The organism is Pseudomonas sp. LBUM1661, from assembly GCF_059695925.1.
Genome location: NZ_CP166794.1, coordinates 4,273,396 through 4,291,163, shown reverse-complemented (window position 1 = coordinate 4,291,163; position 17,768 = coordinate 4,273,396). Strand labels below are relative to the sequence as shown.

At 60.8% G+C, this 17,768-nt stretch carries 18 protein-coding genes; 3 read left to right on the top strand and 15 right to left on the bottom strand.

Translation table 11 applies throughout. The features are described 5' to 3' along the window. Positions 1–2: 2 nt before the first annotated feature. The 7 genes from ACA057_RS19700 to potE form a co-directional block, all read right to left on the bottom strand. Entirely contained in the window at positions 3–677 is a 675-nt protein-coding gene (locus tag ACA057_RS19700; protein WP_497341563.1) for a DUF3313 domain-containing protein, read from the bottom strand. A 48-nt stretch (positions 678–725) separates the two neighbouring features. Further along, positions 726–1,994, bottom strand: a complete 1,269-nt coding sequence (locus ACA057_RS19695; RefSeq protein ID WP_497341561.1) for an OmpP1/FadL family transporter — start codon at positions 1,992–1,994, stop codon at positions 726–728. Positions 1,995–2,063: 69 nt separating this feature from the next. Beyond that, on the bottom strand, positions 2,064–3,677 hold the full coding sequence (locus ACA057_RS19690; protein ID WP_497341559.1) for an arylsulfatase: 1,614 nt from the start codon (positions 3,675–3,677) through the stop codon (positions 2,064–2,066). Between the two features lie 197 nt (positions 3,678–3,874). Then, positions 3,875–4,150: a DUF3303 domain-containing protein gene (locus tag ACA057_RS19685; RefSeq protein WP_497341557.1), complete on the bottom strand. Its 276-nt coding sequence runs from the start codon at positions 4,148–4,150 to the stop codon at positions 3,875–3,877. Between the two features lie 193 nt (positions 4,151–4,343). After that, positions 4,344–4,745 (bottom strand): hypothetical protein, encoded by a 402-nt coding sequence (locus tag ACA057_RS19680; RefSeq protein ID WP_401357837.1) that lies wholly within the window; start codon positions 4,743–4,745, stop codon positions 4,344–4,346. A gap of 193 nt (positions 4,746–4,938) precedes the next feature. Beyond that, entirely contained in the window at positions 4,939–7,224 is a 2,286-nt protein-coding gene (locus ACA057_RS19675; protein ID WP_497341555.1) for an Orn/Lys/Arg family decarboxylase, read from the bottom strand. A gap of 2 nt (positions 7,225–7,226) precedes the next feature. Continuing rightward, positions 7,227–8,630 carry a putrescine-ornithine antiporter gene (potE, locus tag ACA057_RS19670; protein ID WP_497341553.1) on the bottom strand — a complete coding sequence of 468 codons (1,404 nt, stop codon included), beginning with the start codon at positions 8,628–8,630 and terminating at the stop codon, positions 7,227–7,229. A 178-nt stretch (positions 8,631–8,808) separates the two neighbouring features. On the opposite strand from potE, the gene ACA057_RS19665 reads away from it, so the two are divergent. Then, on the top strand, positions 8,809–9,144 hold the full coding sequence (locus ACA057_RS19665) for a hypothetical protein (RefSeq protein ID WP_497341551.1): 336 nt from the start codon (positions 8,809–8,811) through the stop codon (positions 9,142–9,144). A gap of 163 nt (positions 9,145–9,307) precedes the next feature. On the opposite strand, the gene grxC is transcribed toward ACA057_RS19665, so the two are convergent. Together grxC and ACA057_RS19655 are read right to left on the bottom strand one after the other, a co-directional pair. Further along, positions 9,308–9,559 carry a glutaredoxin 3 gene (gene grxC / locus ACA057_RS19660; RefSeq protein WP_497341549.1) on the bottom strand — a complete coding sequence of 84 codons (252 nt, stop codon included), beginning with the start codon at positions 9,557–9,559 and terminating at the stop codon, positions 9,308–9,310. Between the two features lie 30 nt (positions 9,560–9,589). After that, on the bottom strand, positions 9,590–10,108 hold the full coding sequence (locus ACA057_RS19655; protein WP_497341547.1) for a carboxymuconolactone decarboxylase family protein: 519 nt from the start codon (positions 10,106–10,108) through the stop codon (positions 9,590–9,592). A gap of 134 nt (positions 10,109–10,242) precedes the next feature. Between ACA057_RS19655 and ACA057_RS19650 the strand changes: the two genes are divergently transcribed. Then, positions 10,243–11,070, top strand: a complete 828-nt coding sequence (locus ACA057_RS19650; RefSeq protein ID WP_497341545.1) for a helix-turn-helix domain-containing protein — start codon at positions 10,243–10,245, stop codon at positions 11,068–11,070. A 7-nt stretch (positions 11,071–11,077) separates the two neighbouring features. On the opposite strand, the gene ACA057_RS19645 is transcribed toward ACA057_RS19650, so the two are convergent. The 6 genes from ACA057_RS19645 to ACA057_RS19620 all read right to left on the bottom strand — a co-directional run bounded on the left by ACA057_RS19645 (position 11,078) and on the right by ACA057_RS19620 (position 16,232). Further along, positions 11,078–11,599 (bottom strand): cytochrome C, encoded by a 522-nt coding sequence (locus ACA057_RS19645; RefSeq protein ID WP_497341543.1) that lies wholly within the window; start codon positions 11,597–11,599, stop codon positions 11,078–11,080. A gap of 114 nt (positions 11,600–11,713) precedes the next feature. Further along, a complete protein-coding gene (locus tag ACA057_RS19640) occupies positions 11,714–12,235 on the bottom strand; it encodes a methylamine dehydrogenase light chain (RefSeq protein ID WP_008079640.1) in 522 nt (173 codons plus the stop codon). 19 nt (positions 12,236–12,254) lie between these two features. Then, entirely contained in the window at positions 12,255–12,875 is a 621-nt protein-coding gene (mauD, locus tag ACA057_RS19635; protein WP_401357848.1) for a methylamine dehydrogenase accessory protein MauD, read from the bottom strand. A gap of 4 nt (positions 12,876–12,879) precedes the next feature. Continuing rightward, complete coding sequence (locus tag ACA057_RS19630; protein ID WP_497341540.1) at positions 12,880–13,419, bottom strand: MauE/DoxX family redox-associated membrane protein; 540 nt, start codon at positions 13,417–13,419, stop codon at positions 12,880–12,882. Between the two features lie 12 nt (positions 13,420–13,431). Next, on the bottom strand, positions 13,432–14,580 hold the full coding sequence (locus ACA057_RS19625) for an amine dehydrogenase large subunit (protein ID WP_497341538.1): 1,149 nt from the start codon (positions 14,578–14,580) through the stop codon (positions 13,432–13,434). A gap of 167 nt (positions 14,581–14,747) precedes the next feature. Further along, a complete protein-coding gene (locus tag ACA057_RS19620) occupies positions 14,748–16,232 on the bottom strand; it encodes an ATP-binding protein (protein ID WP_497341536.1) in 1,485 nt (494 codons plus the stop codon). Between the two features lie 348 nt (positions 16,233–16,580). Between ACA057_RS19620 and ACA057_RS19615 the strand changes: the two genes are divergently transcribed. Beyond that, entirely contained in the window at positions 16,581–17,744 is a 1,164-nt protein-coding gene (locus ACA057_RS19615; protein WP_497341534.1) for an acyl-CoA dehydrogenase family protein, read from the top strand. Positions 17,745–17,768 lie beyond the last annotated feature (24 nt).

The following is a 17,768-nucleotide window of genomic DNA, read 5'->3' as shown; positions in this document are numbered from 1 at the left end:
TATTACCGGATAAACGCCTGCAAATCGGTGCCCAGTTTATCGATCGCCGCTTTGAAATCCTGGGCGGTGATTTTCTGGCTGGCGTTGGACACCTGGGTGCCGAAGACTTTGCGCACCACTTTGGCCACGGTCTGGTTGTTGCTCGCGTCGATGAATTCGGCTTCGATGAACAGCGTGGTGTCCTGGTCGCGATGGCCACTGGCAGCAGAAACACCACCCACGACGGCGGCCACCGGCACCACTTCATACCACTTCATGCCTTCGTTCTCGGCATTCACCCCGGTGATCGCCGCGCGCATGATCAGGACTTTTGAACCCTCCGGTGCTGATTTTTCGCTCGTGACCACCCGGTATTTTTGTCCCAGCGTGTTTTTAGCTTTGCTGGTCATATAGCTTTGTATTTCATTCAGGGTCTGCTGATTCACCCGCTCGTTGGGCTGTGGCGCCGGGTAGAGTTCCAGCTTGTTGAAGACCACGGTGTTGTAGGCGTCGGGATTCCACGACGGGCTGACCCAGCGCATGGCGGTCTCGCCGCTGGTGGTGGTCACTTGCTGCAGGTTGTTGTAGTTGGACAGGAAGCCTGAGTACTGTTCCTTCTCGGTGACTTTCGAGGTGCAACCGCCTAGCAACAGACCGGCCATTGCAGCGCCGATGAGCAATTTTCGGGACAGGTTCATAGTGGTGTGTGCTCCATGGATTAAGTCGTTTTTTTCAGTGGCAGGGAATCAGAATCGCCAAGTCATGTTTCCGGTCACGGCTTGAATCCAGGCATTGTCGAACTGACCGGAAGTTCGCGTGCCTGACGTGGTTTTGGTCTGGTCCACCGGCATGTCGCCCAGCCAGACCATGGCCCAACTGACGTTGATGTCGGTGACCTTGTTCAGAGCATAGGTGGCTCCTGTTGCAATGCGCCAGGATTCGCCCATGGGCACGGTAAACGTCCGGTTGCCGTCCGAAACGGCGCTGCTGTCGTAGGCCACGCCGACGTTCCACAACAGGTGCGCGGTGGCCTGGTATTGCGCGCCGAGCGCCAGTTGCCAGGTGTCCTTGAAGTGGGCGTCGACCGTGGTTGATTGGGCGCCGACCGCCGTGGTGTCGACCTGCACGGCGATATCGCCGAACTCCGACCAGTCCTGCCAGTTGACCGAAGCCAGCAACGCCCATTGTTGGTCGAGTTGCTGGAACAGGCTCAGGGTGGCGGTTTGCGGCACCGTCATGTCGAGTTGGGTGTTGAGGCCGTCGAGGCGCTGCAACAACGGGCCGTCGCCTTTGACGTCCAGCCCGTCTTCGAAGTCCAGATCGACCTTGCTGGTGTAGGCCAGGCCAATGCGCGTGCCGGGTTGCGGGGCGTAGATCACCCCGACATTCGCGCCAAACCCCCAATCGTTGTCCTTGTATTTGAACTGACCGTCGCTGCGGTCGGTGAGGCCGAAGGGCGAGCGGTCGATCGCCGTTTGCGCTTGCAGCATGCCGTACATGGCTTTGACGCCGAGGCCCACCGACCATTGCTCGTTGAAGCGGTAAGCCACACTGGGCACAAACGACAAACCGGCCAGACTGGCGTTTTGCGCGAAGTAGCGCCCGGACCAGTCGTTGTCGTAATTGGCGGCCAGGCCAAAGTCGCCGTAGTTGCCGAAGCCGACGCTCCAGTGCTCATCCAGTTCATGGCTGATGAAAAAGCTGCCGCCGGGAATCGGGTCGAGGGCGTTGCCACTGCCGGTGCCCGTGCCGTTGGTGTTGGAATCGCGGTTGAAGGTCAGGTCGCCATAGAGAATCTGCAATCCGCCGGTGATTTGCGTGCCGGGCAGGTAACTCATGCCCGCCGGGTTGCTGGCGATGGTCGAAGGGCCCTGCGCCCGGGCGGCGGCACCAGCGTTGGCCAGGCCGGCGTTATCGGTACCGATCTCGTAGAGCATGATGCCGCCCGCATGGGCCTGTTGGCAGCACAGCGCAAGCAGGGTCAGGGCGGGCAGGGCGGATGTGTTTATTTGCATAGGGTCACCTCAGCAAATGTCCGTCACAAACGCGGGTGGCCAACGCTGGCCACCCGTGAACTCGTCTGATTACTTGGCCATCGCCGCCCGGGCTGCTTCGATCTTGGCCTTGACCGCTTCAAGGTTGAAACTCGCGCCTTTTTGCATCGGCGGGAACTCGACCGCTGTTTCAGCCAGCTTGACCACCTGCTGCTGCACGAACACGAAGCGCCAGAACTGGAACTTGAACCACTCGAAATATTCCAGCGAGCCATTGGCCGCCATGTTTTCCGGCCACCCGGCGCGTTCGAACGGGTCGAGACGCAGGTTGGTCAGGATCGGCATGTCCAGTGTGGTTTTCGCCCCCAGCCAGCCACCGGGCTGGTCGATGAAGCGGTACTTGAAGTCATCGATGCGGATCGCGCCCAGGGTGCTTTCACCAAAGTAGAAGATTTCATGGCGATTCGACGGACCTTTACCGGTGATCATCGGCGTCTGGTCATAGCCATCGAGGTGCACCTTGTACGTGGTGTCGCCCAGTTGCTTGCCCTTGAGCAGTTCGGCTGTGATGTTCGGATTGCCAGCCGCCGCGACCAGGGTCGGGAACCAGTCCATGCCGGACATGATGCCGTTGGCGACCTGGTTCGCCGGTACTTTGCCCGGCCAACGAATGATCGCCGGCGCCCGGAAACCACCTTCCATCACCGTGCCTTTGCCCATGGCAAACGGCGTGGTGCCGCCGTCCGGCCAGGTGAAGTTTTCCGCACCGTTGTCCGTGGTGAAGATCACGATGGTGTTGTCATCCATGCCGTCCTTTTTCAGTTTGGCCATGACGTCGCCGACGATGTCATCAAGCTGCGCCATGCCTGCTTCCTGTTCCGACCAACCGTTTTGCGCATTGCGCATGGCTTCGTACTTGTCGGACAGGTGCGTGACGATGTGCATGCGCGTCGGGTTGAGCCAGAGGAAGAATGGTTTGTTGTCCTGCTTGGCCTTGTCCACAAAGGCGAACGCCTTGTCGCGAATCTCGTCGTCGACGGTTTTCATGCGGTCGGGATAGAGCGTGCCGGCGTCTTCGATTTTCTGTTTGCCGACCTTGCCCCAGCGTGGCATCACGGTTGTATCGTCAGTGGTCGTGGCCCAGCTGTGGACCATGTTGCGCGGGCCCACGGTCGCCAGCAGTTCCTGCGGATAGTTGGGGTGCGCCGGGTCTTCCATGGCGTCGAGGTGGTAGAGGTAACCGAAGAACTCGTCAAACCCGTGCACGGTGGGCAGGAACTCGTTCAAATCGCCCAGGTGGTTCTTGCCGAACTGCCCGGTGGCGTACCCCATGGATTTCAGCGTGGTGGCGATGGTCACGGCTTCGGGTGGAATGCCGACGGGAGAACCGGCCTGGCCAACCGTGGTCATGCCGGTGCGGATCGGCAGTTCACCGGTAATGAAATTGGCGCGCCCGGCCGTGCAACTGGCCTCGGCGTAATAGTCGGTAAAGCGCATGCCTTCGGCGGCGAGCTGGTCGAGGTTGGGGGTTCGACCGGCCATCATGCCCTGGTTGTAGACGCCGATATTGGACCAGCCAATATCGTCACCCATGATCACTACAATGTTTGGCGGTTTATCAGCGGCTTGAGCCATGCCGGGGAGAACCATTGCAGACAACAGTACAGATGCAGCGAACGCCGTTGATAACTTTGTTCGGTTCATGTCGAGCTCCTGCGTACCAGCGTAAGTACCTGAGTGAAGCCCCCGACTGCTCTTCGAATGTGTGATCCCCCGCGAATAGATTAGGTATGAATCGGTAAAAAGCCAGAAAATCCTCGACACTGTCAGGAGCTGTTTCGTCACTGTTACAGCGGCCGTTGATTAAGGGCGGCAAGAAACTCTCGCCGCCCTGATGAGCGTTACTTGCCAATGCCTGCCAGCAGCGGCGCCATCTGCTCATCGGTCAGTGCCGCGTGGACTTCCATGCTCATGAGGTCGTTCCATTCCAGCACCCATTTCTGAATGAGCAGTAGATCATCGGCCTCTGCAATGCCAAAACCGGCCGAACCTCCTACCGCATGCCAGCGCCCCTTCATGGTGACGCCTGCCGGTGGTTTGCCGCCGGTCTTGAGAAAGCGTTCGATCGCGCGGTTACGATTTTCCGAGCTGATGGACCAACTCACGATGAATAACATTTGCCACCTCCTGCGACGGATCGGCACCTGTTTATCTGCGCGCACCGGGCTGGCGCCGGGACCACGGTGACGCGGGTGTTTCCAGTAAGGCATAGCAGCGGCGCGCGGTTTGCGTACGACCGCTGATCCTCTTTACAAGGCTTTTTCGGCGCGGGGGAAGGGGCTTGTATCAACGGCGAAACAGGCGCCGATTTTACGCGTCGCGCAACAGGTCGTTGGCGTTGAGCAGTTCGTAGGCAATCTCCGGGCGCTTCTCCAGTGCGCGGCGAATGGCCGCCGGGATAGAGGCGCGGGTCTTGCGACACAACCCCGGTAATTCACCGATGTTGATGCCGATGCCGCGCATGGTCCGTACTTCGTTGAAGCTGGGGACGATGCTGATGCGGATGCCCAGCTGCTCGTACATCCGCTGTTGCAGGCGCTCGAGGTCGCTCAGGCTCTGGAGGTTTTCCAGGCGCTCGATCAGGCGCTTTTCCTCTGCGCGGGTCAGCAGCAGGATGCGCACGTCCGCCCCCGGTGTTTCCAGCAACGGGTCACGCCCGCAATCGCAGGCGCCGGGCGGGCAGGGTTGGCGGATCGGAACAGAGGTCGTCATGGGGTTCAATCATAGAGCGCGGCGATCGAGTTTGCCCATAGGGTTTGCAGCGAAGGAGATCAAATGTGGGAGCGGCGGTGCGACGATTCGACTTGTTCGCGAAGGCGGTGTATCAGTCAACAATGATGTGAATGACACGCCGCCTTCGCGAGCAAGCCCGCTCCCACAATGATTAGGGTGAAACCGGCTTACCTCATTTCAGGACCAGCATGCGGTAAACCCCGGCTTCGGCTTCGATCCCGTGGGTGTCATGGGTGAAACCGGGGAAGGATTTGTCGAAGGCTTCCAGGGCCTTGAGGTACGCCAGCAACGGCCCGTCCGCAGGGCCGGCGTTTTCACCTGGCATCAGCAAGGGGATTCCCGGTGGATACGGCACGATGCCGGTGGCGGCGATGCGTCCGGCCGCTTCCTCCAGGGTGACCCGCTCGATGTCATTGCGCACCAGTTTCTCGTAGGCCTCCACCGGGCTGAATTCGGCTGTCGGCAGCGTGCCGAACGCCTGGGACATGTTGTACGTGGTCTTGTGTTTTTTCATGGCGGCGAAAATTTCGTCGGCCAGGTCCTTGAGGCCCATGCCGGCGTAACGGGCCTGGTTGGCGGTCAGCAGATCCGGCAGGCACAGTTCCAGGTCGACGTTGTCGTCGTAGTCGCGCTTGAAGTCGAGCAGGGCGTTGACCAGCGTGCCCCATTTGCCTTTGGTGATGCCGATGGAGAACAGGAACAGGATCGTGAAGTCGGTGGTTTTCTCGACCACGATGCCCTGGCGTCCGAGGTACGCCGTGAGCACGCACGCCGGTATGCCGTTTTCGAGCAAGTTGCCGTCGTCGCCCATGCCGGGGCTGAGCACCGAGACCTTGATCGGGTCCAGCATGCAGTAGCCTTCCTCGATGTCGCCGAACCCGTGCCATACCTCATTCGGGTGCAGGACCCAGCAGTTTGGCTCGGTTTTCAGCAGGACCGGGTCCACTTCGTGGAACGGCACCGTGGCGTTGCCGACCTGCACGGTGGGCGGCTGCCAGCAGGTAAAGAACCAGTCATTTTTGCTGAGCATGTCGTTGTGCATGCGCGAGATGACTTGGCGGAAGGACACGGCTTCTTCAATCGATTCGCTAGTGAGAATCTGCCCGCTCGGCGCTTCCATCATCGCCGAGCTGACGTCGCAGGAGGCCATGATCGCGTAGTTGGGCGAGGTCGAGGCGTGCATCATGAACGACTCGTTGAAGCGCCCGTGCTCGATCGGGTTGCGACCGTTGCGCACGTGGATCATCGAGGCTTGGGACAGGGCGGCCAGCAATTTGTGGGTCGACTGGGTGGCGAACACCGTTGGCTTGGACGCATCGTGATCGTCAGGGCTGCCATGCATGGCATGGCGCTCGCGGTACAGCGGGTTGAAACGTGCGTAACCGTACCAGGCTTCGTCGAAATGCAGGCGGTCCACGCTCTGGCCCAGCAGCTCTTCGACGCGAGTGACGTTGTAGGTCAGGCCGTCGTAGGTGGAGTTGGTGATGATCGCGTGGATCGGCGTCGGGTCGATCCCGTCCTTGACCAACGGGTTGTTGGCGATGGCTGCCTTGACGGCTTCGGCGCTGAGGGTTTGCGGCAGGATCGGGCCGATGATGCCGTAGCGGTTGCGCGTCGGCACCAGGTACGTCGGAATGGCCCCGGACAGGGTCATCGCGTGCTCGGCGGATTTGTGGCAATTGCGGTCGCACAGGGCAATCTGGTTGCGCGTGACGCTGGCCATCAGGATGACGCGGTTGGAGGTCGACGAGCCGTTGGTCACGTAATAGGTGCGATGGGCGCCGAAGACCTTGGCCGCGTAGCGCTCGCCCTGGCCGATCGGGCCGCTGTGATCGAGCAGCGAACCGAGTTCGCCGACCGAAATCGACAAGTCGGAACGCAGCAGGTTTTCGCCGAAGAACTCGTAGAACGCGCGCCCGGCGGTGCTTTTCAGAAATGCCGTGCCGCCCGCGTGTCCTGGGGTGTGCCAGGAATATTCATAGGTGCGGGAGAACTTCACCAGTGCGCCAAACATCGGCGGCAGGGCGGCCTGGCGATAACGTTCGATGGCCGCCAGGATGCGTCCGCTGAGGAAGCGGCTGGTGTCCTCGGGCAACCAGATGAAGTCGTCGGCGTGCTGCATGACCACCAGCGGAATGCTCGACGCGGTGCTGCGGTCGCTGATCAGGAACACCGGTACACGGGTGTTGCGCTCGCGCAGGCTGGTCAGCAGTTTGATGCATTGTTCGTGGCCTTCGCTGTCGTCCATTTCCCAGCTGAGCAGCACACATTGGATGGCCGGGTCTGTGCGCAGGATCGACGTGGCGTCGCTCAGGGTTTCCGACGCCAGCACGTGGACGGCGCGTTCTTCTACATCGTTGACCAACTGTTGCAAGGCGCGGCCGAAGACGGTGCGTTTGTCCGGCGGGCTGCTGACCAACAAGGTCAGCATCCCGAGCGAGTGTCTATATTCCGTCATGATTAAACCTCCAGAGGGACTTTATTCAAGCTGTTCACCGGCACCGGTTCGCCGGTGAGGTGCTGCGCGCTGACGGTCTGCGTCGGTACGCTGTTGTTGTGCGCTTCAAGTGCAATCAGGCGGTTGTTGACGAAGCCGAACAGGGTGTAGCCGAAGATGGTCGCCACGCCGCCGAGCATCAGCGCTTGCTCGCCCGAACTGTAGAGCGCCAGGTAGCTGTAGGCCGCCGCCACCCAGGCAATGATGTTGGTCGCCAGGGCCTTGCCGGCCGGCACGTTGGAGACTTTTTGCATGGTCATCAGCGCAGCCATGGACAGGATGTACGGCACCAGGTTGGTGACCACCGCGAGGTTGACCAGGGTGTCGAACTGCTTGCTCAGGTTAGGGCTGATGGTGAGAAGGGCCAACGCAGTCTGCGCCGCCAACAACACCAGCATGCCGATAATCGGCGTGCCGGCCTTATTGGCTTTGGCAAAAATAGGCAGGAAGTAACCGGTATCCGCCGAGCTTTTGTACACCTGGGCAATCGTGAACTGCCAACCGAGCAGCGAGCCGATACAGGCGAGCACCATCGACGCCATCACAATGTCGCCGATCAGGGGTGTGAACATATGGGCGAACACCAACCCGAAGGGCGCGGTGGAGGAGACCAATTCTTCGTTGCCGACGATACCGAAGATAACGTTGGTGGAGACGATGTAAATCACCGCCGCACCCAGGGTGCCGCCGAGGACGGCGATCGGTACGTTCTTCTCGGGGTTTTCCACCGCGTCGGTGTTGGCGCACGCCGATTCCAGACCCAGGAAGGCCCACAGGGTGATCGCCACCGAGGCGCCGGCTGCTTCGAACCAGCTCTTGTCGTGGGGGTTCCAGCCGGCGGCATAAACGCTGCTGTCAAACCAGAACCAGCCAACCGTGGACACCAGCACCACGGGCGCAATCACTCCCCAGACCGTGACCGCACCGATCCGACCGGTAATGCGTGCACCGCCAAAGTTGGCGAAGGTAGTGATCCATAACAAGGCAATCGTTGCCAAGCCTACTTGCAGGGAGTCCAGTTTTATATTGAACAACACCTGAATGTAGCCGACCGCGGTAATACTGATTGCCACGTTGGCGATCAATAAAGACAGGCCATAGGTGTAGTTGGTGATGTAGTTACCGGCCTTGCCGAAGGTGTATTCCGCGTAGCCACCCATGCCACCGGTTTTGCGGCTAAGCATCCCGCAGCGCGCAAAGGCATAGGCCAGAGCGAGTGAACCGGTAGCCGTCACCAGCCAGGAAAGGATTGAAATTGCGCCGACTTCGGCGAGTTTGGTCGGCAACAACACAATGCCTGAGCCCAACATGTTGACGGCCGTCAACATTGTCAGTTGCCCCACCGTCATTTTCTTTGCGACTGACATTCCGTTGCCTCACTGGGTTGCATTGAGAGGTGTTAGCTATAGCAAAGGATTGAAATCTCGCAAGAAATGTCCGTCAGACACCGAGAAAACAAACTATCGCGCACGTAAGGCATTTTGCTGGCCCCGAAGTTTCGATTTATTGACCAAAATCAATTTATATTCAGTTAGTTAGGGTCGGATGCAAATGCGGAATGTGATGATCACGCTGATGGCCTGTGGGCTGGCGGGCATGGCGGCCTCGGTCCAGGCCAAAGAGCTGGTGTCCAATGATCGTTATATGTGCAGCTGGGGGGCGGGGACGGCTGCCAGGGCCCAGGAACTGAAGCTGTCTGGCGTCTCGCTGTATGCCGCGCGCCAGAAGTTGCAGGCGTACAAGTTCAGCAAGCCGTGGATGCGCATGATGGCCATGGGCATTACCGAGCAGACGTACGACAGCAACTCACGGATCAAGCCGGCGGCGATCCGTGAGAGTTTTTATCAGGATTGCCTGAGGTATAAGTTGGCGCGTAAATGATGGGGTAGTGCCCGGTGCGACTGCAGTGGATGTGATGTCCCCATCGCGAGCAGGCTCGCTCCCACAGTGGATTGGGGTGTACACAGATTTTGTGTTCACCAGAGATCAAATGTGGGAGCGAGCCTGCTCGCGATGAGGCCCTCGCAGACGATTTGATCCCGCTTCAAGCCAACATCGACATCAGCCCACCCTGGCGATCCAGCTTGGCCAGATCGTCAAAGCCCCCCACATGTGTCTCACCGATAAAAATCTGCGGCACGCTGCGCCGCCCGCTGCGGCTGATCATTTCCTCAAACTTCCCAGGTTCCTTCTGAACGTTTATTTCCAAAGCCTCTATCCCCTTGCGCGCCAACAGCGCCTTGGCGTTGCGGCAGTAAGGGCAGGTGTCAGTGGTGTAAAGCGTCACAGTGTTCATAACCGGTACTCCCAAGGTTAAAAGTGGCGTTCAAGCATCGATGGCCGGGAAGTCAATCTCGGTCAGGGCGGCATTGTTCAAGTAGTTGGTCAGCGTCTGTGACGCGACGTGGGCAATCACCTCAATGATCTTGGCATCGTCGATACCGGCTGCTCGCGCCGCTTCAATCTGCTCGTTGCTCAAGTGGCCACGGGTTTCGGTGATCTGCCGGGCGAGGGTGGCAAATGCATTGAGCTGGCCGTGTCGAGCGCTGAGGATGTCTTGGGCCGACAGCCCGGCCTTGCCGGCGAACAGCGTGTGTGCGGCCAGGCAGTAGTCGCAGCCGTTGACTTGGGAGGTGGCGAGGAAAATCGCTTCTTTTTCAGTGGCGCTCAACGACGTCTTGCCCAGTGCCACAGACTGTTGCAGATAGGACGACAGCACGGCGGGTGCATGGGCCAGCGTCTTGAAGACGTTCGGCAAAAAGCCGATCTTTTTCTGCACGCCTTCCAGCAGCGGGCGGGTGGCGTCGGTGGCGTGTTCAAGGCTCAGGGTGTTGATGCGGCTCATGGTGACTCTCCGTCGATTGAAGCGCGGTGTGCGCTGGGTACGGAGCTCATGCTAGTGAGACGGGCTGGTCTTTAGGGTGCAAATCGTCGAGGATATGCGACAGATCGTCCAAATATGCCCTCGGGAGCCTGTCCATGGATCGCTTGTCCACGTTGCTCACGCATTTCGGTGTCAATGCCGGGACCTTTCACAGCGGGACGTTTTGCGGCACCACCGGCTTTGATGGCGAGCAGGCGAGTGGGCATCTGCATTTGCTCCAGGCCGGCGAACTGGACCTCACATTAGCCGATGAGCGCGTCCTCCACCTGACCACGCCAACGTTGATCTTTTTCCCGCGGCCGTACCGTCATCGATTGATGGCCTCGGAAGCGGCCGACACGCAATTGGTGTGCGCCTCGCTGACCTTTGATGGCGGCGCGGGGAATGCACTGGCTGCAGCGTTGCCCGATTACCTGATCCTGGATCTCGAAGAAATGCCGACCATGGCCGGTACGCTGGAATGGTTGTTCAACGAAGCCTTCGGCGGTATTTGTGGCCGCGAAGCGATGATGGATCGCTTGTTCGAACTGCTGGTGATTCAGCTGCTGCGGCACATTCTGAGCAATCGTGACCAGACCCCGGGAATGATGGCCGGCCTTGCCGACCCGCGCCTGGCGCGATCCTTGAGCCTTATGCACGACTCACCGAGCAAGGCCTGGACCGTGGCCGAACTCTCGACGGCGGCCAACATGTCGCGCGCCAGTTTTGCCGAATACTTTCGGCAGGTGGTGGGGCAGACGCCGGTCGATTATCTGGTGAGCTGGCGGATCAGCCTGGCGCAGAAACGCTTGCGTGAAGGCAAGTCGATTGCGCTGATCGCCGATGAAGTGGGCTACGAAAGCCCCTCGGCGCTGGCGCGGGCGTTTCGCCGAAAAACCGGCACCAGTCCGCGCGAATGGCTGCAGGAAGGCAAGCGCCGATAGCCGGGGCTCAATCGTTCATCCCATCTTCGATGGCGATGCCTTGCGCACGCATGGCCTTGATCAGTTCGGCGCGGGTGCCCGGCAGGTTGAGCATGGTTTCGTGGCGCAGCGCGGCGACTTCCTCGGCGCTGTAGGGCTGATAGTTGGCGGGTGTGCTTTTGCCCGCGAGGCCGTCTTCACGCATCAGCCAGTTGAGCAGGTCAGCCAACTGCGCGTTGTTCAGCGCCGACTGCGACATACCGGGCACACGCACGAGAAACTCACGCCCGCCCGGTACCTTCAGAAAATTGCCGACAAAGCCTGTCATTCGAGGCGTGTCATTGGCGGCGGACCCCATGCCGTTGCCCAAGTGGCAACCGGCGCATTGCAATTGGTAATTCACACCGACGCTGTAACCGGCCTCGGCGATGGGTTTTTGCAGTTCTTCATTGCCCGGCGCATGACGCTGGGCCGGATCGGGAATGGCTCGGGCGTACGCCAGCGGGGCGGCCATGACGCAGACAAGACCGAGCAACAGCAAACGACGCATGATGAGCACCTCTTACGCTTGAATCGCTTTTCGTAGGAGCCAGGCTTGCCGGCGAAGGCGTCCTTGAGATCGCCTTCGCCGGCAAGCCTGGCTCCTACGAGTTCGATGTGTTCCCTAAACGGCGACACCACGGATGATCGAAACGGTGCAGTGATAGATGTGCGATTTGGCGGCCAGGCACCAGTTCACATCGTTGTTGTTGAACGGGCGATAGGCCGGTTCTTCACTGTCGTTACGGGTGCAGGCGCATTGCGCGCAGCTTTGCTTACCGCAGCAATCGTTGTACGAAATGATGTAGTCCTTGCCGTCAGCCGGGTTGCGGCAGGTGCCGATCCAGGTGACTTGCGAGGCTTCGGTGCCCGGTGGGCAGGACGTCACCGAGCCGCCGCAGCAACTGCACAAGAAGCCATCGATGGAACAGTAGCGCCAGTAGTCGCAGCTGTTCGGATCGCCCGGATCACCGGCCTTCGGGTTGTCGGCGGCCAGGGCCTTGCTGGTGCGATCCAGCGGCAGCAGCAGCGGCAGTGCAGCCCCGGCGACCATCAGCGAGCCCATCCGTGCAAGCAGTTTGCGTCGCGACGTGGTGTCGGCAACCCGGCGCGTCGAGCGTTCGAACAACAGATCCAGCAGTTTCATAAACGTCTCCCTGCCTTAATCAGTGGCTATGGCCGTGGCTATGGTCGTGATCGTGTGGCTGAGCATTGAGGTATTGCTGCAGCGTGGCGTGCTTGAGGTGTTCAACCTCGAACAGGCTGTCCAGGTGCTCGCGGGAATTGACCAGGCCTTTGGCGCGCAAGGTGCCGGTCTTGTCGATCAGCGCGGCGTAAGGCAGCTTGCCGATCTGATAGGTCATGCCCACTTCCGGCCCGACCACGTAGGTGGCGTCGTCCAGTTTGTGTTCGCGGATCAGCGCTTGCTGGGCGTCCATGTCGCCATCGCTGATGAACACCACGTCGAGGCGGTCGGCTTGTTCCCTGGCGATGGATTTGATCGCCGGCAGCAGCGACTTGCAGATCGGGCAGGTCGGCGAGAGGAAGAACAGCAGTTGCGATTTCTCAGCGGCATAGCCGAAGTTCACCGGGCGGCCATGGCGGTCGCTGGCCGTGACTTGCGGCGCGGCTTCGTTGACGGCCACGCCTTTGTCGACCATCAGCGCACCGGCGGGCGCCAGTCGGCCATGCAGCACGCCAATCTGACGAACCAGGCCCATGACGACAAACGCCACGGCCACCAGCAACACCCAGAGCAGAACGTTGGAAACAATCAAGCCTTCCATTGGATCACCTACCAATCAATTTGAGCAGAAGAGGGGAGTTCGCCAGCAAGCCATCGGCCGCGGCGTAGATGAGCAACGCGACAGCGCTGGCAGCCAGCGTCACAAAGCCATCGAACACAGTCATGTCTCGGGCAATCGGCGCCACGCTGGCCAGCAGCGCCAACGCCACCAGCACGCTGTTGCGCAGCAGCAGAATCGGCCGCAACGGTTGCGCCTGGTCCGGCCCGGCACAGCCGCAGTCGATGTCGCGACGACCGCGCCACAGGTTGATGCCAATGGCGGCGGCGTACAGCGCGATCAGGCTGGTGGCACTTAACGCGGCCCAACCACGGCTGAGCGGCACCAGCAAGGCGAAGGCGATGGCCAGCTCCAGCAGCGGGATCAGCCGGGCACTGGGGCGCACCAGCGCCTCGGGCAACAGTTGATAGTCAGCCAGTTGCTTGGCGAAGCGTGCCGGCGCCCGCAATTTGTGGGTCGCGGCACTGGCCAGCAACGCCGAGATGGCGAGGGCGGCGGCAATGATGAAGATCGGATCTGAGTGCATGGCCGAACCTCGTTAGTAGCTCATGACCTGAGTCGCGGTTTTCGCGACCTTGGCCATGCTGCCGGTGTGCTGGTTGGTCTTGAGATCGAAAATCTGCAAGCCGCCTTCAACGTCGGCACCCAGCAGCAGCGGCTTGTCGTCGCCCGTTGCCTGCAGGCTCCACACCGGTGCCGGTGCTTCCAGGGTGGCGATTTTCTTCTGGGTCTTGAGGTCATACGCCCAGATGAACGTGCTTGGGTCTTCCCACTTCATCGGTTCGTGCGCGTCGTGCATCAGCACGTACAAGCGGTTGAGCTTCGGCGCGACAGCCATCAGCTGCCAGCCGCCCGGGGCCCAGCCGGCTTGCTTCTCGGTGTCGGTGACCAGCGACCAGCTCGGCAGGATCTTCGGTGCGTCGCCGGCAAAGTCCACCGGGCGAACGGTGCCCGTGGTGGTGGTGAAGTAATAGGTGTCACCGACGTTGACCGCGCGCTCCACCAGTTTTTCCGCGTTCGGGTCGAAGAACGGCGTGCGGCTGCGCGCGGTTTCCAGGCCCTGGTCGTTGAGGGTCACCACTTGCAGAGTGCCGTCGCCGCACAACGAGGCGAAGCGGCGATTGCCGATCGGGTAGTTGAGCACGCAACCGGGAATGGCGATTTCCGTGGCGACGGTCTTGGCCTGGGTGTCGACCACCGTCACCGACGTCGACGGGGTGAAGTTGTAGACGTAGACGAAGCGGTCATCGCCACTGGTCTTGAGGCCGTAGCGCTGGGTCAGCGACTCGGCGCGCTTGTTCGGAATCAGCACTTCCCAGGCGGGCGACAAAGTCGAGCTGTCCCAGGCGGTCAACACGTCGGTGCGGGTGCCACGGGTGCCGCGGGAATACCAGATGTCGGCGCTGTAGATCAGCTTGCCGTCGTGGCTCAGGGTCGAGGGCGCGGCAAAACCGGTGGGCACCATGCCCAGCACGCGTTTCTGGTCGGGGTCGACCACGGTGATCCGGCCCGCGACGAAACTTTCGAATTCGACATCGACGACGAACGCCCGGTGAGCTTCAGCGGGGAACGCGAGGGTGGTCTGGCCGATCGTGTCGGCGGGCAAATCCGCACGGGCACTGTTCAAGCCGAGTACAAGCAGGCTCAGGCCTAGCGCTGACTGTACGGAGATCCTGTTTGTTCGCATAAGGGGAACTTCCTGAATTGTTGGTAACGCGGATCGCGGGTGCTTTGGCAGATTTTTACAATTCGATTCTGCCTCGCCGGGAAAACCGGAGAATTGCTGTGGCTGCCAAGTGTTTGTGTGTCTGTGCCAGTGTCAGGAAATCACTGTTATCGCGGGCTCGGCAGCTGCTACAGGTCCGGGGAGGACAGGGGAAGGGAGAACGTGAACACGGCACCGCAAGGCTCAAGGTTTTGCGCCCAGATATCGCCGCGATGCCGGCCGATGATGTTTTTGCACAGCGCCAGGCCGATGCCGTTGCCGCTGACTTTGGAGGAGAAGAAGCCATCGAAGAGCTTCTCTTGCGCCTGGGCCTGAATGCCGCGACCGCGGTCTTCGATGCGCACCAGCGCCACGTCTTTGTCGCGGCTGGCATGAATGCGCAACACGCGTCGCTCGAGCGGCAGATCAGCCATTTCTTCAATCGCGTTGAACGCCAGGTTGAGGATGACCTGGCCGATCAGCACCTTCTCGCAGCTCACCCATAGCGGCTCGGGACTGGTCGCGATTTCCACCCGGATCCGGCTCGGATCGGCCCGCAGGCTGATGAAGTAGCGGGTTTCGCGCAGCAGCTCATTGAGGTCGATCCGCTCTTCGGACTGCTCCAGCTTGACCACGTAATCGCGCACGCTTTTGATGATCAGCGACGCATGCTCGATTTGCCGCACGGCGTTCTGCAAACCCCAGGCGACGCCCTGATCAGTGGATTGATCCTTGCCCAGGCGAATCATCGCGCCTTCGATGAAATTGCGGGTAGCCGCCAGCGGCTGACTCAGCTCATGGGCAATCGCCACGGCCATTTCGCCCATCGCGTTGTAGCGGGCCAGGTACTCGAGTTTTTGCTCGCTCACGCGCCGCGCTTCTTCGGCTTGCACCTGCTCGGTGACATCGCGAAACAGCAGCAAATGGCCGATCAGGTCGTCTTCAATCTCGATAAACCGGCACGTCGCGTCATGCCAGCGCCACTCACCGTCACGCCGTTGCACCTGGTAATGCACGCTGAACGGTGCGTGCTCAGGCGTTTCGCTGGCCAGCTGTTGCAGCAGGCGCTGGCGCGAAGCGTCGTCGCACCAGGCGAGGAAGTTTTCGCCGGTCAACTCATGTTCCTCACCCTTTAAAAGGTGTGCGGCAGAGTCACTGATAAAGCGGATATCACCCTGCGGCCCAAGCACCGCAACCCCTTCGGCCAGGTCCTGCATAAAGGCCTTCAGGCGGCTTTCGAAACGCTTGAGGTCGCGCTTGACCTTGTCTTCCTTGGAGATGTCGCGGAACTGCACCATCAGCACATCGCGCCCGTCCAGGTGTACCAGCGTGGCAACCGCCTCGGACAAGATCTCAACCCCTTGCTTGGAGCGATAACACCACTCGATGGCGCGCTGGCCCGTGCGTGCGGCGCCCTCCAGCCAGCGCAAACCCACCGAACGGCGGTACTTGGGCGCGTCGCGGGTCATGTCCGGGGCTTTGAGCGGCGTGAGTTCTTCCAGGGTAAAGCCCAGCGCCTTCAGGGCGGCGTTGTTGGCCCAGAGAATCTCCTTGCTCTGGGCATCGTGAAGAATGATGCACAACGGCATGGCTTCGATGAGGCTGTAGAAATCGTTCGGTTTTGGCAGATACATCGCGCAGCCCTTGGCGGCAGAGGGGTCAACGACCGGTGTCGGTTGAAGTATGGCTTTTTATACCGGCTTGCGCGTGGGGATGCGCTCAGAAGTAACCGGGGGCGGGCTAGGGGATTTCTTTAGCCGAGGGGCTGCACGCCCCAATAGTTGCGACCCGATGTGGTTTTTACACTGGACCTCAATGCACAGGGCACCCACGCATCCCCTCTGTAGGAGCAAGGCTTGCCCGCGAAGAACGATGACTCGGTCGATCTGAGAGACCGCAGTGCCTGGTTCGCGGGCAAGCCTCGCTCCTACAGGTAGCGGTGCGGTTCGCCCCACTAACAATAAGCAAAACGGAGAAAGCCCATGCTGCGTTCAGCGGTCGCGCAACAAGACGCTCTGCCCGGCGTTGACGACGATGTCGTCGACAGCCCGCTCTTTGCGCAGGTACTGGATGAGGTGCGCCAACGTCGGGACGAATTCGACGCCGGCTCCCACGTGCCAAGGGACATGATCGAACGCTTCAAGCAGGTCGGCATCTACCGCGCCGCCACGCCGAAATGCTTTGGCGGTGACGCCTTGGCCCCCGCGCGTTTCCTGCACATGATCGAACGCATCTCCGAAGCCGACGGCTCCGCGGGCTGGGTCGCCAGCTTCGGCAGCGCCGGTGTCTATCTCGCCGCGTTGCCGAAAGAAACCCTCGCCGACCTCTATGCGCACAGCCCTGACCTGGTGTTTGCCGGAGGCTTGTTTCCGTTGCAACCCGCCGAAGCCGTCGAGGGCGGTTGGCAGGTCAACGGCACCTGGAAATTTGCCAGCGGTTGCAAGGGCGCCGACTTGCTCGGTGTCGGTATCGGCGCCGCGGGCGGCAAACCGCGCACGGCGGTGTTCCGCGCGGATCAGGTCGACATCGTCGAAAACTGGGACGTGGTCGGCCTCAAAGGCACCGGCAGCCATGACCTGCGCGTGACCGATCAACGCGTTGACGAGCGCTGGACCTTCATTCGTGGCGGTGCCTCGACCATCGATGAGCCGTTGTTCCGCTACCCGTCGATTGCCTACGCCGCGCAGGTGTTGGCGGTGGTTAACCTTGGCCTGGCCCGTGCGGCACTCGATGAGGTCAGCCGCATGGCCGCCGGCAGTGGCATCACCGGCGCGCCGAAAATGGCTGATCGTGCTTATGTGCGCATCGAGATCGCCAAGGCCGAAGCGCAACTGGCCGCCGCGCGCGGGTTTTTCTACGGCGCGACCGAGCAGGTGTGGCATTCGATCCTCGCTGGCAACCCGGTGACCGCCGAACAAACCAGCCTGTTGCGCCTCTCTGCGATCCACGTTTCCCAGGCCGGTGCCGCTGTAGTGCAAAGCGCGTACAGCCTCGCCGGGACCACCGCGATTTACCTGCGCCATCCGCTGCAACGCTACCTGCGCGACGCGATGGTGGTCACCCAGCACGCCTTCCTCAGCGAAGGCCTGTACGACGGCGCTGGCTCGGTGTTCCTCGGCGTGCCGCCATTCCCTGGCTATCTCTGAACCCTCTATTCAAGGATCAACACC